This window comes from Flavobacterium flavigenum (assembly GCF_027111255.2).
Classification (GTDB): Bacteria; Bacteroidota; Bacteroidia; order Flavobacteriales; family Flavobacteriaceae; genus Flavobacterium; species Flavobacterium flavigenum.
In genome coordinates, this window is the sequence record NZ_CP114285.2 from 1,336,255 (window position 1) to 1,352,042 (window position 15,788).

Sequence of the window (15,788 nt, forward strand, 5' to 3'; positions counted from 1 at the left end):
AATTAACAACAAATGAAGGAAAAGGCATTCCTGCATCATATAAGATTATTCTGTTTATTAATTTTATTATTGTTCATTCCTGTGACGGTTGTTTCACAAAAGAAAAAGAAAAAAGACGCAGAAACGGAACTCATAAAAAAAGATTCTGCTGACTCCAAAAAAGGAAAAAAATACACTGACCTTATAAAAAAAGGTACAATTAAAAAAGGACTATTCAATATCATTCAGGTTAAAACCGATGTCTATTTTGAAATTCAGGATAGTTTATTTAAAAGAGAATTTCTGGTTGTAAACAAATTATCTCAGGTTCCTTTTCAAATCAACGAATCAGGATTAAACAAAGGAATGAATTACGAAAACAAAGTCATTTCCTTTTATAAAGATACTATTGCAAAAAAAGTTTGGGTTAAATCGTATATCCCTAAAGTTTCTTCTCCTAAAGAAGATGCCATCACAGCATCTGTAATTGATAATTTCTCTGAATCTATAATTGAAGTTTTTGACATTGAAACCAAAAACAACGATTCGAGTGCAGTCATTATTAAAGTAAACAAGGTTTTTGACGGAAAACAAAAAAGTTTCAATGATGTTTTTACCAACATTGGCCTTGGCGGTTCTGCAAAATCTGAGTTATCCTATATCGAAGGATTAAAATCTTTCCCTAAAAACATTGTTGTAAAATCACAGCTTTCAACTACATTCAGCGACATCGGCGGACCATCATTACCGCTTACCCTGGGTGTTACTAGTAATATTATTTTATTGGATAAAACTCCAATGAAACCCCGTTTTTCTGATAAAAGAATAGGTTATTTTACTGAAAAGCATTGGTATTTTTCCGATGCACAGCAGGCAATGCTTGAAAAAGAATTGATTACACGCTGGCGTTTAGAACCTAAAAAAGAAGATGAAGAACGTTATTTGAAAGGTGAATTAGTAGAGCCGAAAAAACCAATCGTTTACTATATCGATCCGTCTACTCCAAAACAATGGAGACAATACATTATTGATGGAGTTCACGATTGGCAGGCCGCTTTTGAAAGAGCTGGTTTTAAAAATGCTATCACAGCAAAAGAACCTACTGAGCAAGATTTAGATTTTGACGTTGATGATGTACGTTATTCGGTTATTACGTATGCTGCATCTCCAAAAGCGAATGCCATGGGCCCATCAGTGGTTGACCCAAGAAGCGGTGAAATTATCGAGGCCGATATTATATGGTGGCACAATGTTATGACTTCGCTTCATAGCTGGATGCGTATTCAGACTGGGGCAATCGACCCGAAAGCAAGAGGAAACAAATTTAGTGATGAGCACATGGGAGAAGCAATTCGTTTTGTATCGTCTCACGAGGTAGGGCACACATTTGGTTTAAAACACAATATGGGTGCTTCTTTCGCTTATGATGTTGAATCTTTACGCTCTAAAGAATTTACTGCAAAAATGGGCGGTACTGCTCCTTCTATCATGGACTATGCCCGATACAATTATGTAGCTCAACCGGAAGATAACGTAACTGTAATTACCCCAAAAATTGGTGAGTATGACAAATATGCAATCGAATGGGGTTACAGATGGTACAGTCCAAACGAAAATGAAACGGCAAGACTAAACGAAGCTATTACAAAACATCAAAACGACCCGATTTATTTTTACGGTGAACAACAAGGCGCTACAATTGATCCTCGTTCACAGTCTGAAGATTTAGGAAACGATGCTGTAAAAGCAAGCGAATACGGTTTGAAAAACTTAAAACGTGTTGTAGATAATATCTTAAAATGGACATACGATAAAGATCAGTCTTACTACGAAACCGGTAAACTGTATATTGAAGCTATCGGACAATGGCAAACGTACAATGGTCATGTATTGACCAATATTGGCGGTGTTTACTTAAACACAACTGTTCATGGCGATAACAAACAAAGCTATGTCCCGGTTCCTGCAGCCATGCAGAAAAGAGCAGCAGATTATTTAGCTAAAAATGTACTTACGATTCCGCAGTGGTTGTTTTTCAATGACATTACAGACAAAACAAATCCGCTGAAAGATTCCCCTTTTGGACCTTATGAGTACACGCCATACACACTGTCAAGAGGATTGCAATATGATGTTATGTATAGTTTATTCAGTGATGATCGTTTGCTTCGAATGACAGAAAATGAATTATATCAGCGAAATAAAACCGATGAGAAAGTTTTTACCGTAAATGAGTTGTTTAAAAAAATGCACCAGAATGTATTTGCAGGAACTATCCAAAACAAATCACTTACTATTCTGGAGCGTATGACACAGAAGAATTATATAGATGTATTAATTGTTTCGACAAACAAAATATTTGAAAAAACCGATGTGAAGAAAGCAATTAAAATACAAGAAACATTGCAAATGCCTCATTTATGTTCTTTAGACGATGCACATATGGCGAGAAACATTAATAATTCTTTCTTAAAAAGAGTTACAGAAGTAAGTTCAGATAAAAAAGGAGAATTAACAAAAGTACTTCAGTTAGTAAAACTGAAAAAAAGTACCGGAGACCAATCGACCCAAAACCACTACCGCGATTTGATACAACGAATCGAAAGAGCCCTGAATAATACAACCTTTTAATACAAACCCAATTCCAAAAACATGAAAAAAATTTTACATGCCTTACTGCTGTTCCTGGCCATCGCAGGATACTCGCAGGAAACCCGAACAATTACGGGAATAATACAGGACGAAAGTGATAAATCCCCTATTCCGGGAGCATCAATTTTTGTCGAAAACAATTCGATTTCCAATAAAACTTCAATGGCGGGAATTATCGAGAGTTCAACTATCGGAACTACTACCGATTTTGATGGTAAATTTCAATTAAAAATAGCCAAAAATGTAACTTCCCTGAGAGTTACTTTTATGGGATATGTTTCTTATACCTTAGAGCTTTCTGCACAGAGAGATTATACTATTAACCTGAAATCTGAAACTGCAAAACTTCAGGAGGTTGTAGTAACAGGTTACCAAAAAATTGAGAAAAGAAAACTTACTGCTGCGGTTACCAAAATCGACATGGCTGCAATTCAGCAAACAGGGGTTTCCAGTATTGACCAGTTATTAGTGGGACAAATTGCCGGAGTTGCTGTAAGTACACCATCAGGAGCTCCTGGAGCACCAGCAAAAATCAGAATCAGGGGTACTGCTTCTCTTAACGGCACACAAGATCCGTTATGGGTACTTGATGGTTTGCCTTTAGAAGGAAATGAAGTTCCTAAAAACTTTGATAAAGATAATATAGACGTATTAAGCAACTATTCTATTTCTGGCTTAAATCCCGATGATATTAAAGATATTACGATTTTAAAAGATGCTGCTGCAACTGCTATTTACGGAGCACGTGCTGCAAATGGAGTAATCGTTGTGACCACTAAAAAAGGTAGAGCAGGTAAAATGGTAGTAAGTTTTAATACCAATACCTTTATCACACAAAGACCTGATTTCTCTAAATTAAATTTGATGAATTCTTCTGAAAAAATTGATTTGGAACTTGACATGGCAAGCCGTGCGGATTTAACATACAGGGATACCGGTGGAGATATTTCCCGCATCTTAAACGGATCTAACGAATTAGCTGCCTTCAGATCTGGAGGATTCTCTTCTTTAAGCCCGGCAACTCAGCAATCTATAAATGATTTAAGAAATAACAATACAAACTGGGGTAACCTATTATATCAAACCGCAGTGAATACACAGCATGGTTTAAGTTTATCCGGAGGTGGGGAAAAATCAGACTACTATTTTTCTGTAGGATACTATGATGAAAAAGGAACTACAGTTGGAACTGGTTTCAAGCGTTACAACCTAACCTTAAAAAACAACTTTGAATTAACAGACAAATTTAAAGTTGGTGTTGGGATTTTTGGCTCAGAAAACAAAACAACATCCTATTTAACAGATACAGATTTATTTACAAACCCTGCCAATTACTCAAGAAACGTAAACCCATATTTAACTCCATATAATGCTGATGGCAGTTATAAATATGATCAGGATATTGCGGGATACTCTGACCGTTATGTTCCTTTTAACATTCTGGAAGAAAGACAAAACACGTCTTATGATTTAAAATCAAGAGCTGTAAAAGCTTTATTTGATGCAGAATATAAAATAACAGACGCTCTAAAAGTTACTTCACAGTTAGGTTTACAATTAGACAATTCTTCAAGCGAAAAATTTGCTGATAAAGACACGTATTACACCAGAAAACAAAAGGAAGGATCTCGTTACTTTAATAACGGAACCTACAAATATTTCCTTCCTGAAGGCGGTATTATTCAAAATTCCAACACAGACTTCTTCCAGTATAACCTGAAAACAATGGTTAACTACAAGAAAACTTTAGCAGAGAAACATGAAATTGAAGCAATGGTGGGTAATGAATTAAGAAGAAGCTACACAACATTTGTAGCAACTAAAGGTTTTGGTTTTGATAAAAATAATTTGACTACGCAGCAAATTGTATTCCCTAATACAGATTTTTCTAACTATGAAATTTATAAAACCTATGTAAAAAATGAAAATGAGAATGCATTTGCTTCATTTTTTGCAACAGCGGCTTATACTTATAACAGAAAGTACAGTATATTTGGTAGTGTGAGATATGATGGTTCTGATTTATTTGGTGTAGATCCAAAATATAAATATTTACCACTTTGGTCAACATCTGCTTCATGGACAGTTTCTGAAGAAGATTTCTTAAAAGAAAATTTAACCCTTTCAAACCTTAGACTTCGTGCTTCTTATGGTTTACAAGGTAACATTGACAAGGGCACTTCTCCTTATGTAATGGGTAGAAATAATAGTGCAGTAATTCTACCGGGACAAACAGAGCCTGTAATTGTGATAGACAGTCCGCCTAATGACAAATTACGCTGGGAAAAAACTGAAAACGTTAACCTTGGTGCTGACATAGGCCTTTTCAATAATCGTATCAGCATTGTAACTGATTTATACGGAAGAAAAAGTTCTGACTTAATAGGATTAAGAGCACTTCCTTTAGAAAATGGTTTTGAATATAGCAACTTAAACTGGGCACAAGTAAGTAATAAAGGTTACGAGATTACTTTGTCGACTAAAAACATTGATCGTCCAAACTTTAAATGGAATACAAGCATTAACTTTTCTCACAACAAAAGTAATGTTGACCGTATAGAAGTTCGTGACACCGATTACCTGCCAAGCAGAGAAGGTCTTCCGGTAAATGCGGTATTCGGATTTAAAACAAACGGTATTGACGAGAATGGATATCCTTTATTCGTAAACAAAAATGGAGAAACAGTAAATACACAGACATTTTTTGGATTATTCGATCCTTTTGCTGACTTTTTCCCGGGAGAACTTACGCAATCAAGATTAACGGCCAGCGAATTTAGAGATTTGTTTACTTATCTAGGAGACAGAGATCCAAAATTTACAGGTGGTATTACTAACACATTTAAAGTAAGCAATTTTGACTTGACCATAGCTGCTTCTTTCAACATTAAGCAGACTGTTACAAAAACACCTCCATACAACGGAACACTCGTAGACAGAGGACAAAATTACAGCAGAGATATCTTAGACGCATGGTCTCCAACCAATACATCATCTAATTTACCTGGAATTACAAGTAAAGATTCCGGAACTGGTGATTCTTACATGGCCTATTTGTGGTATTCAGGACAAAATCAAATAACAACTTACAATTATTTAGATACATGGACAAGTGAAATGAGTTATATGAGATTGAGTAGTATGCGTTTAGGATATACTTTCCCTAAAACAATTACAGATTATCTTAATATTCAAAGCATCAGATTTAATGTTGAGGCAAGAAACTTATTCGTAATTAGTTCTGACTATAAAGGTTATTTTGACCCGGAAACTTTCGGAAACATCTATGCTCAACCAGTTCCTAAGTCATTTACTTTAGGATGTAATGTAACTTTCTAATAAAATTAAAGATGAAAAAAATCTCAAAATATATACTACTTTTTGTTGCTGCGATGGCTGTAACAAGCTGCGATGATTATCTGGACATCCAACCGGTAGGGCGTGTTATTCCGGAAACGTTAGATCAATATCGTGCGGTTTTAACCAAAGGATACCACACTTACCCTCAACACAAATCTTTAACAGCAGTTCGTACAGATGAATTGGCTTTAAATGAATTTAGTGACGATATAATTTATTACCGCGATATTTATATCTGGAAGGATGCTAATCCTGACCGTATCACGACCACTTTTCATTATCAGGATCTTTACACGGTAATTTTTTATACAAATGTTATTATCAATGAAGCTTCTAAAAAATTGGAAGTATCAGAAGAAAGAAACCAACTAATTGGAGAAGCTTATGCTTTAAGAGCAATGGCTTACTTTGATTTGGTTAACCTTTTCGGAAAACATTACAATGCAGCAACAGCTGCTACAGATAAGGGGATACCATTAGCATTAGAGATTGATTTAGAGCAGGCTTTCGTTCCTCAAAGTGTTGAAGTAATTTACAATCAAATTATTTCAGATACCAACAAAGCTGAAGAACTGATCAATTTAAATACGCAGCCAACTGGTAAAAATTATCGTTTTTCGAAAGCAGCTTTATACGCTTTTGAAAGCCGCATTTACTTATATCAGCAGCAATGGCAAAAATCGTTTGACGCTGCAGAAAAAGCTTTAGCAATCAATAATGCATTAATTGACTTAAAAGCCACTCCTGCTTTGGCAACAAAATACACTTCTGTTGAGTCTGTCTTAGCCCTTGAGGATGGATTAATCAACAATCTAAAAGGTACTGTATATGCATCAGCGGATTTAATAGCATCATACAATAAAACAACTGATTTACGTTTTCCTCTTTACTTTTTAGCAAGCGGAAGCCGTTACAGAATTCAAAAAGGGGGCAACGATGACCAAAGATGCTCTTTCAGAACTTCAGAATTATATCTTACGAAAGCTGAAACTTCATTAAAGCTGAATAATATTGCTGATGCTAAAGCGACTGTTTTAAGTTTCATCAAAAACAGATACACAGCAGCTGCCTACACGCAGCTTGAAAGTGATGTTAATGCTATGAATACTGTAAATTTAACAAACTTCATTTTAGAAGAAAGGCACCGTGAGTTTGCTGTTGAAGGACAGCGCTGGTTTGATTTGAGAAGAACTTCCCAAAAACAAATTGTCCACACATTTAATGGAGATGATTACACATTGATCCAAAACGATCCGCGCTATACCATTCCTTACCCGGCAAACGCGAGATTAAACAATCCCAATCTATAATTACCTATTATTGTTTTTTGCAAAAGGGCTCAGTTTTAAACTGGGCCTTTTTTGTTAATTTAAAATAAATAAAAATATTTCGACTTTAAATAATTATAAACCTTAACTAAATATATTTGCAAAAAATTTAAAAGCAGCTTCTCAGGATTGCAGCTTCAGTAACTTTACTTTCAAAAGAATGAAAATTGCCATTGTTGAAGATGAACATCTTGCTTCAAGTTATTTACAATCCATTTTAGAGCAGCAGGATGTTTTACCAATAACTCAGGCTACCGTTTTAAAATCTGTAAAAGAAGCTGTTGCATTTTTTAACGAAAACAATGTCGACCTGGCTTTTATGGACATTCATCTCGGTGACGGAAAAAGCCTTGAAATTTTCGAGAAAGCCACGGTTTCCTGTCCGGTTATTTTTATTACCGCATACGATTCATATGCTATTTCAGTTTTTAAGCATTTTACGATTGATTATCTTTTAAAACCTTTTGAAGAGCAGGAACTCTTAGAAGCCTTAATCAAATTCCAAAAAATCAAAGATAGCTTCAATACCGATGCAACCCTGCAGTCCCTTGTGGCAATAGAAAGTCCTGAAACATCTAAGATACAACGTCATTTTCTGGTGAATTACGGTTATAAACTGATTTCGATAAATGAAACAGAAATCACTTATTTTGCCGCCTCCGGAAAGCATTTGTTTATTTATACTAAATCGGGAAATAGTTATTTATACGATAATACACTTACAGATATAATTCACGCTCTCGATCCTTTTTTATTCTTTAAAGTAAACCGGAAATATATCGTAAGCAGAAAAATTATCAAGGAAGTTGTAAAACATTCCAATCAGAAAATCGAATTGATTCTTACCGTTCCCGCTATAGAAAACGATCCTATTATAATTAGTAAAAAAGAAATAAATAATTTTAAAAACTGGCTCGACCAATAAAATCAGGCATTTAATTTCTAAAATACATACCGAAATATCTCTAAAAAACCATTTAATTATGTTAATTCCTGTATTTAACTCACAAATACAGCCCCGTATTCTTTGTAAAAGTTAAAAAAGCGTTATAAGAATCATAAATTTCACACTTCATATTCAGGCAAATAGCTTTTTTTTCTTTGAAATTGTATCTTTGAGATAATAGAATTAAATGCAAAAGAATATGCCACAGATTAGATTTTATCCAAATGAAGAATTCAAAGAAATAGATATTAATGAGTCCTTACAATTTAGATATGCCATTTCAAACAAAGGAAGATTAGTTAGCTTTACAGATGAGATACAAAACGGACGTCTTTTAAAAGGCGGACTGAGCGACGGATATCCCACGTTTCGTTTCAAAATCAGACAAGATGATAAAATTGTCAATAAATACCTTTTTCTCTACAAATTAGTTGCCCACTATTTTCTTCCGAAACAATCTGAAGAACAAACCTATGTCCTTCATCTGGATTATGTACGAAACAACGATGATGTGAACAACCTGCGTTGGGCTACGAGAGAAGAAATGATAGCGCACAGCCGTAAAAGCCCGCACGTTATTCAGGCCAAAAAAAACCTCATTGAACACAATATAAAATCAGACGGCAGAAAACTGACTACTACCAAAGTAATGCTGATCAAAAAAATATTAGCACGTCCGGAGCAAAAAACAAGACTTAAAATGATCGCCAAACAATTTGGCGTAAGCGAAATGCAGATCAGACGCATTGCCAGCGGGGAAAACTGGGGACATGTGAAAATTTAATGATCAATTGTTAATGGTAAATTATTAATGATACCGCACTAAACAAAGTCTAAGAGCTGTAAAGTTCCTAGGCTTTATTTTTTTTGGAAGCACTTCGTTTTTCAGATTTATTTTCAAAATTTCAATTTATAGTTCATAATTCACAATTTACAATTCACAATTCCCTTATTTTCTGTGAAAAGATTAAAATTTCCAATGGTAAAAACAATTTTACAAGTGTTTTTTAAAATAAATCCTTAAATTCGCAGGCACAAATAATCGTGAATTATTGGAATTGAGTTTCGAAAAAAATAACCCTTAATTTCAATAGTAAAACTAAAAAGCAAAAATAAAATGACACGAGCGTTAGCGACTGCATTTTTTACAAATAACAAATAAATAAGCAAAAAATGACACGAGCTTTAGCGACTGCATTTTAGCATTAAAAACAAATTAAAAAACTTTAAAATGAAATACGACGTTATTGTTTTAGGAAGTGGTCCGGGCGGATATGTAACAGCCATCAGAGCATCACAATTAGGCTTTAAAGTAGCCGTAGTTGAAAAAGAAAACTTAGGTGGTGTATGCTTAAACTGGGGATGTATCCCAACAAAAGCATTACTAAAATCGGCTCAGGTTTTTGATTATTTAAAACATGCTTCTGATTACGGATTAACCGTTTCTGAATTCGATAAAGATTTCCCGGCAGTTATCCAACGCAGCCGTGGTGTTGCAGAAGGAATGAGCAAAGGAGTTACTTTCCTGATGAAAAAAAACAAAATCGACGTTATTGAAGGTTTCGGAAAACTTAAACCGGGAAAAAAACTTGACGTTACAGATAAAGACAATAAAGTTACAGAATATAGCGCTGATCACATTATCATCGCAACAGGTGCCCGTTCACGCGAATTACCAAACCTGCCTCAGGATGGTGTAAAAGTAATTGGGTACAGACAGGCAATGACTTTGCCAACACAGCCAAAATCTATGATCATTGTAGGTTCAGGAGCAATTGGAGTGGAGTTCGCCCACTTTTACAACTCAATGGGAACAGACGTTACGATTGTAGAATTCATGCCAAACGTCGTGCCGGTAGAAGACGAAGATATCTCAAAACAATTTGAAAAATCTTTGAAAAAAGCAGGTATCAAAGTAATGACTAATTCTTCTGTAGAAAAAGTTGATACTTCAGGAGCTGGTGTAAAAGCAACTGTAAAAACAGCAAAAGGAGAAGAAATCCTTGAAGCAGACATCGTACTTTCTGCAGTTGGAATCAAAACCAACATCGAAAATATCGGTTTAGAAGAAGTAGGTATTGCTGTAGACCGTGATAAAATCTTAGTAAATGCTTTCAATGCAACCAACATTCCTGGTTACTACGCTATTGGAGACATTACTCCGGGTCAGGCTTTAGCTCATGTAGCTTCAGCAGAAGGAATAAACTGTGTGGAGAAAATCAAAGGGTTACACGTAGATCCAATCGATTACGGAAACGTTCCGGGTTGTACGTATGCAACTCCAGAAATCGCTTCTGTAGGTTTAACAGAAAAACAGGCTAAAGAAAAAGGATACGAACTAAAAATTGGTAAATTCCCTTTCTCAGCTTCAGGAAAAGCAAAAGCTGCCGGAAATGCTGACGGATTCGTAAAAGTAATCTTTGATGCTAAATACGGAGAATGGTTAGGATGCCACATGATTGGTGCCGGAGTTACAGATATGATTGCTGAAGCAGTTGTAGCCCGTAAACTGGAAACTACAGGTCATGAAATCCTTAAATCGATCCACCCTCACCCAACCATGAGCGAGGCGGTTATGGAAGCGGTTGCAGATGCTTACGGCGAAGTAATTCACTTGTAATCAATAGCCGTTTTACGGTTACATATAATTTTCAATTTAAAAAATCCGGTTTGTGAAAACAAGTCGGATTTTTTTATGGCATGCCCCGCAGAAAAAGCGGGCCGGGCTATTCGCTAAATTCCCGATAAGAAAAACTACGGCAAAAAAGCTACCGTCTGGACACATCTCTAAAGAGTATCCAGCCTTGCATGACTGAATTGAATTTTTGCAGGCCAATCCAAAAGGTTGTGACGCCAGGTTTTCTTTCTGAAAGATAACCTTTCCATCCTCCTAATCTAGCAATAGCCCATATATATCGTTTCAAATCGGACGATTTATATGGGTTTTTTAATTTTTCGGTTTTACCCTCTAATTGTGTGATTTGCAATTCTAAACATTCTATTTCTTGCTCTGAAAAACAGCTTCTGGGTTCGGTATCTTCTTCGCTGGCATAGGCTATTTGCATGATAAAGAGCTTTATAATAGTCTCCAACATCAAAAGACATAGTTTGCGAACTGCTTTGCCTTGGGATAATTCGCTGGCTTCGATATTGAAACCCTCTTTCTTTAAAATTCTAAATACTTCTTCAATAGTCCATCTATAGGTGTACCATTCAATACAAAGCAAAGCAGTTTGTAAATCTTCAATTTTCTTTGTCGTTAGCAATCTCCAAAGTATTGGGTTTTCAATATTTTCTCCAACCTCTTTTGCCTCAATAGCGTAAAGATTGATTTTATCGGGAAGATGTTTGCCTGAATATTGATGTTTGCCTATTGTTATTTCTGAAAAGCGTACTTCTATAGTAGCTGTTCTTTTCTGGATATTTCTTCTTTTGTCTCCTTCTAGTTCAATTGTGTACGTTCCTTGAAGTGGCTGAGAACTAAGATGATCGAAAAGTTTTATTTTATTACTCAACAATCGATTAAATCGCGATCTAATCAATAAATGCGTTTTACTGTCTGGAACAAGGCAAAATTGTTCGAAAATATCTCCCTCTCTGTCCTGAATAATTATTATTTCTTTTGCTTTACTTAATCTTTTCTTAGTTTCAAGAGAAGAATCTATCCATCTATAAGACTCTTTTTCTTCAATGGGTATGCGATGGTGAGTATTGGTCTTCATTTTAGGTGGCAGTTCATGCCCTCTATTCCATATTTTTACATCTGAAAAACCATATGGCATTAAAGTATCTGCATCTATGATAAAACTTGGATGAATAAAAAAGCCAAGTCCACCAACAGAAGCATTGGTCAGTCCAATTGACTCATCCTTTTTGATCCTATTCTTGTGATTGTACAGGTTTATTTCACTGCTGTCCTGAATACACAAAACAGATTTATCTTCAACGCAGCTTACACAATTAAGAGACATGTTCTTTATAATATCAGCTTCACTAACATTATCATTTTGCAAAAATCGGTAAATAGCTTTGGCTTCAGCGTCACTTCCTGCTAATTGTCTTATCGAATAAATACTATTAGCAAACAAGCGATTGAGAATAGAATCACCTCTATTCAACAATCGCTTGTCTTTTAAATTTTCAAAATATCTAGTCTGCACTTTTTCTCAAATATAATTAAAAATATATTTGTGTCCAGACGGTAGGCTAAAAAGCCTTGTTTTTCTAAACCGGGAAATATCGCTGCTATCCCTCATGCGGGCATCCGGTTTTCATGATTGAATTATTGCTTAATATATAATAACGTATTCCAGGCAAGAATCCTTTTGAAGATTTATAAGAAAATATCATATATTTGAGAACAATAAAATCTGATTTTTTCAGACATAGCTACCGGATTTGGGGTGGATAGGTCTGATGATTTCAGGCATATATATGAGTTAGCAGATATATTACTCACAAATAATGAAAAATCCAGTAAATCAAAAGCAACACAAATTACCTCAAGTTTATATGAGGGAATTTGGATACAAATTTAACACTCAATGGAAAGTTTCAGTAATGAAAGTTGGAGAAAAATTTGTTAGACAAAAGAGTATTGAGGGTTTTTTATCTGAAACAAATATTTTCAAAATAAAAAATAGTTATGAAAGCTTAGAAAACATTTTTGAAGGTTTAAACGGGATGATTGAGAATGAATATCTAAATCTTATAAATGACTTAGAAAGTCAAAAGAAATTTTCTGAAAAATCTTGTTTTCTTTTATTACAAATTATTCCTAATTTATTGTGTAGAACTGACTCAATAAGAGATTTGGTAAAAGAAATACTTAATTCAGATTCAAAAATTAACTTTATTAAAATGATCTGCATTGATAATTATGCAAAAATAGAAGATTTAGAATCTCAAAATTATTTTAATGTAATGATAAATCAAACCCTAAGTGAAGGTTTAATAAATAAAACACTCATTTTTTTATCTAGACATTTACAATTGCGATTAATGAATTATGAAATAGTAATTTTAAAGTCACAAGATGAAAAAACTTGGTTTACAACTGATAATCCAATAATTTTTGAAAATAGAATTGGTAAATTTGATATTTTGAACGTAGATAGTGAAATTTATTTTCCTCTAAATCCCAAATTTTTGATTTATCTTCATAATAAGAAATCAGTGGACAAACTCAACAAATTTAGGTCATTAGAAACTAATAAAATATACGAAGTTAATAATGACGAAAATGTCGAGCTACAACAAAAGATAGTATCAAATGCAATTGAGTATGTTATATTTGACGGAGAATTTAAATATAAAATTGAATAAAAATACATGTGGTAACAGCTAGTAAGCGATAGTCGGGAATTTGGCTTAATTTAAAAACAGTTTTGTACGTGTAAAAACAGTATTAACTGAAGTATTAAGATTATCAAACCCGCCCATGGCCTACTAGCTAAACGTTAGCAGTAATACAATCGCAAATAAGAAAACTACACTAAATACTAATAAAATGGAATTTTCCGAAAACTATATTGAACTTGGCGAAATAGTCGTTAAAAAAATGCGTGATGAAAATTTTGAAAATTATATAAAAATTAGAGATTATGGAAAATCTATGTCCATAAAACAATATTCTGAATTACCAAGAAATTTGAATTTAGCTCCTGAATTTCAGAAATTAAATGATGAACGATTTGATTTTTTTAATAGTTTAAGTGAAATGCAAACGGAAACTCTCAACCGAATAATCTTAAATATTTTAGATTCTTCATCATTTAATTTTTTAAGAGAAATTGAAGAAAACTTGGAAGAAAATAATAGTATTGGTTTGACAATTAATGGTGAAAAGGTTGAGAATATTACAACCGAATTTTTATCAGGAACTTTATTTGGAGAATATTTTTTATGGATTGAGAAAAATAGCAAATTTGGTAAATTTCAACATTAAAAATAATAAATGAGATTTTCAAATAACGCATCAAAATATCTGGCAAAATTAAAGCGGAACAACGAATTTGTTGTTAGTCGAGAGCAATTAGTTGATTATTTTAAAAAACATAATATCCCAGAGTTTGAAAAAATCATTAAATTTCAAATGGATTTTTCGGGATTAGAACTGACAATTAAAAATAAAGACTCTTCAAAATTTAATGCATTTCTAATTTCTAAGAAAAATCTTTTAAAAAACGAAGTAATTGATTATTTAATAATTAACAATAAATATTATTTTTTTTGTGGTGACCATGAAACTGCTCAATTCTGGTTTGTAATAAGTGAAAACGGAGAAATATGCACTTATGATAACAATGATGAAACTGTAAATACGATTTATTCTTCTTTCGAGAAATTCATTGAGAGTTATACTTTAATTGACTTAATAAATCAAAATAAAAAATATGAATATCCCGGCTATTTCAAATTAATAGAAAATAATCGTTTTGAAGAATTAACTAAAAACTATCTAATATATAATTCTTCAAATGATGAATTTAATAAATGGATAAACACTGGTAATTTGATAATAAATAAAGGGATTTGGCTACATGAACATTCTTTTTATATACATATTTATGGTGACACTAAGAGTGAGTGTGAAAAGTTTATTGAATTATTAAAAAGAGAACAAATAATAAAATAAAAAATCCCAGATGGCTTGGATATCTCTCCTCTGGTGCTCGTTTGCAACGAGTACCGATATAAATTTAAAGATAAATTGTAGCGTTTGTAACGCGGCTAATAAAACAACAATTTCTTATAAACCCTTATTTATAAATTTATCTGAAAAGCCGCGTTGTAAACGCTTTATTTAATTTCCATAAGTAAACAAGTACTCGTTGCAAACGAGCACCAGAATAAGAATTACACAAATATTAATAAAAAAATTAAAATGAATAACATAAAACAATTTACCATATTTCTAATAGTATTAACTTTAACAAGTTGCGGAACTTCTCATAATTATTCAAATAATGATTTAAAAAAACATTTTTTTGACGGAAAAATTATTTATTTCAAACTTAATAATAAAAGCAAAAAATCAATAAATTTTAGCGGAATGGTTGTAGGTCTAGGTGGAGGAATTAGACAACCTAATGTTAAGGAGACCTTTAAATTATCCATTGAAGAACTTGCAATTGAAACTAATTTAAGATTAAAGTTTATTGAAAATTCCGAAACTACAGAAGGGCAAAGTAGTAATGATATTGTAATTGAATCAGATATTGCTGAAATAAATTGGCATTTTGGCTTTTCAGTTGCTACTTTAAAAACCCTTGTAAAGTACAAAAACACTTCAAATAATCAAGAAATTAGCACTAATGGAATTCGAAAAAGTGGCGGTGGGGATGAAAAAAATAATTTAAAGAAATCATTAAAAGATGCAACTTATAATTTTTTGAAAGAATTTGAAAAAGAACAAAAGTGATTGTAACCGTGCTTAAGTAAAAAATAAATACAAACATCGCAAACAAAAACTGATTTGAGAAATCACACAAGATTTCCCCACTATTACTTTACACCCAACA

The 15,788-nt window shown here is 33.3% G+C and carries 11 protein-coding genes; 10 read left to right on the forward strand and 1 reads right to left on the reverse strand.

Going from position 1 to position 15,788, the window contains the following annotated elements; genetic code table 11:
* The first annotated feature begins 12 nt into the window (after positions 1-12).
* From OZP09_RS04885 to lpdA, 6 genes are all read left to right on the forward strand, one after another.
* Positions 13-2,610: a zinc-dependent metalloprotease gene (locus OZP09_RS04885; protein ID WP_281310390.1), complete on the forward strand. Its 2,598-nt coding sequence runs from the start codon at positions 13-15 to the stop codon at positions 2,608-2,610.
* A gap of 21 nt (positions 2,611-2,631) precedes the next feature.
* The gene (locus OZP09_RS04890) at positions 2,632-5,970 is read left to right on the forward strand and encodes a SusC/RagA family TonB-linked outer membrane protein (protein WP_281310391.1); all 3,339 of its coding nucleotides are present in this window, start codon (positions 2,632-2,634) and stop codon (positions 5,968-5,970) included.
* 11 nt (positions 5,971-5,981) lie between these two features.
* Positions 5,982-7,301 (forward strand): RagB/SusD family nutrient uptake outer membrane protein, encoded by a 1,320-nt coding sequence (locus OZP09_RS04895; protein WP_269236807.1) that lies wholly within the window; start codon positions 5,982-5,984, stop codon positions 7,299-7,301.
* A 178-nt stretch (positions 7,302-7,479) separates the two neighbouring features.
* Positions 7,480-8,244, forward strand: a complete 765-nt coding sequence (locus OZP09_RS04900; RefSeq protein WP_269236808.1) for a LytR/AlgR family response regulator transcription factor — start codon at positions 7,480-7,482, stop codon at positions 8,242-8,244.
* A 220-nt stretch (positions 8,245-8,464) separates the two neighbouring features.
* Positions 8,465-9,049 (forward strand): NUMOD4 domain-containing protein, encoded by a 585-nt coding sequence (locus tag OZP09_RS04905; RefSeq protein WP_281310392.1) that lies wholly within the window; start codon positions 8,465-8,467, stop codon positions 9,047-9,049.
* A gap of 447 nt (positions 9,050-9,496) precedes the next feature.
* Positions 9,497-10,885 carry a dihydrolipoyl dehydrogenase gene (gene lpdA / locus OZP09_RS04910; protein ID WP_281310393.1) on the forward strand — a complete coding sequence of 463 codons (1,389 nt, stop codon included), beginning with the start codon at positions 9,497-9,499 and terminating at the stop codon, positions 10,883-10,885.
* Between the two features lie 148 nt (positions 10,886-11,033).
* On the opposite strand, the gene OZP09_RS04915 is transcribed toward lpdA, so the two are convergent.
* Positions 11,034-12,425: an IS4 family transposase gene (locus OZP09_RS04915; protein WP_269236811.1), complete on the reverse strand. Its 1,392-nt coding sequence runs from the start codon at positions 12,423-12,425 to the stop codon at positions 11,034-11,036.
* Between the two features lie 304 nt (positions 12,426-12,729).
* Between OZP09_RS04915 and OZP09_RS04920 the strand changes: the two genes are divergently transcribed.
* From OZP09_RS04920 to OZP09_RS04935, 4 genes are all read left to right on the forward strand, one after another.
* A complete protein-coding gene (locus tag OZP09_RS04920; protein ID WP_269236812.1) occupies positions 12,730-13,590 on the forward strand; it encodes a DUF4238 domain-containing protein in 861 nt (286 codons plus the stop codon).
* Between the two features lie 184 nt (positions 13,591-13,774).
* Positions 13,775-14,212, forward strand: coding sequence for a hypothetical protein (locus tag OZP09_RS04925; protein WP_269236813.1), 438 nt, complete (start codon positions 13,775-13,777; stop codon positions 14,210-14,212).
* 9 nt (positions 14,213-14,221) lie between these two features.
* The gene (locus OZP09_RS04930; RefSeq protein ID WP_269236814.1) at positions 14,222-14,902 is read left to right on the forward strand and encodes a hypothetical protein; all 681 of its coding nucleotides are present in this window, start codon (positions 14,222-14,224) and stop codon (positions 14,900-14,902) included.
* A 249-nt stretch (positions 14,903-15,151) separates the two neighbouring features.
* Positions 15,152-15,688, forward strand: coding sequence for a hypothetical protein (locus OZP09_RS04935; RefSeq protein WP_269236815.1), 537 nt, complete (start codon positions 15,152-15,154; stop codon positions 15,686-15,688).
* Positions 15,689-15,788 lie beyond the last annotated feature (100 nt).

Excerpts from the sequence above, each read along its gene's own strand:
- OZP09_RS04905 (WP_281310392.1), top strand. The coding sequence starts at position 8,465 with ATGCCACAGATTAGATTTTATCCAAATGAAGAATTCAAAGAAATAGAT.
- OZP09_RS04935 (WP_269236815.1), top strand. The coding sequence starts at position 15,152 with ATGAATAACATAAAACAATTTACCATATTTCTAATAGTATTAACTTTA.
- OZP09_RS04885 (WP_281310390.1), top strand. The coding sequence starts at position 13 with ATGAAGGAAAAGGCATTCCTGCATCATATAAGATTATTCTGTTTATTA.
- OZP09_RS04930 (WP_269236814.1), top strand. The coding sequence starts at position 14,222 with ATGAGATTTTCAAATAACGCATCAAAATATCTGGCAAAATTAAAGCGG.
- lpdA (WP_281310393.1), top strand. The coding sequence starts at position 9,497 with ATGAAATACGACGTTATTGTTTTAGGAAGTGGTCCGGGCGGATATGTA.
- OZP09_RS04920 (WP_269236812.1), top strand. The coding sequence starts at position 12,730 with ATGAAAAATCCAGTAAATCAAAAGCAACACAAATTACCTCAAGTTTAT.
- OZP09_RS04895 (WP_269236807.1), top strand. The coding sequence starts at position 5,982 with ATGAAAAAAATCTCAAAATATATACTACTTTTTGTTGCTGCGATGGCT.
- OZP09_RS04925 (WP_269236813.1), top strand. The coding sequence starts at position 13,775 with ATGGAATTTTCCGAAAACTATATTGAACTTGGCGAAATAGTCGTTAAA.
- OZP09_RS04890 (WP_281310391.1), top strand. The coding sequence starts at position 2,632 with ATGAAAAAAATTTTACATGCCTTACTGCTGTTCCTGGCCATCGCAGGA.
- OZP09_RS04900 (WP_269236808.1), top strand. The coding sequence starts at position 7,480 with ATGAAAATTGCCATTGTTGAAGATGAACATCTTGCTTCAAGTTATTTA.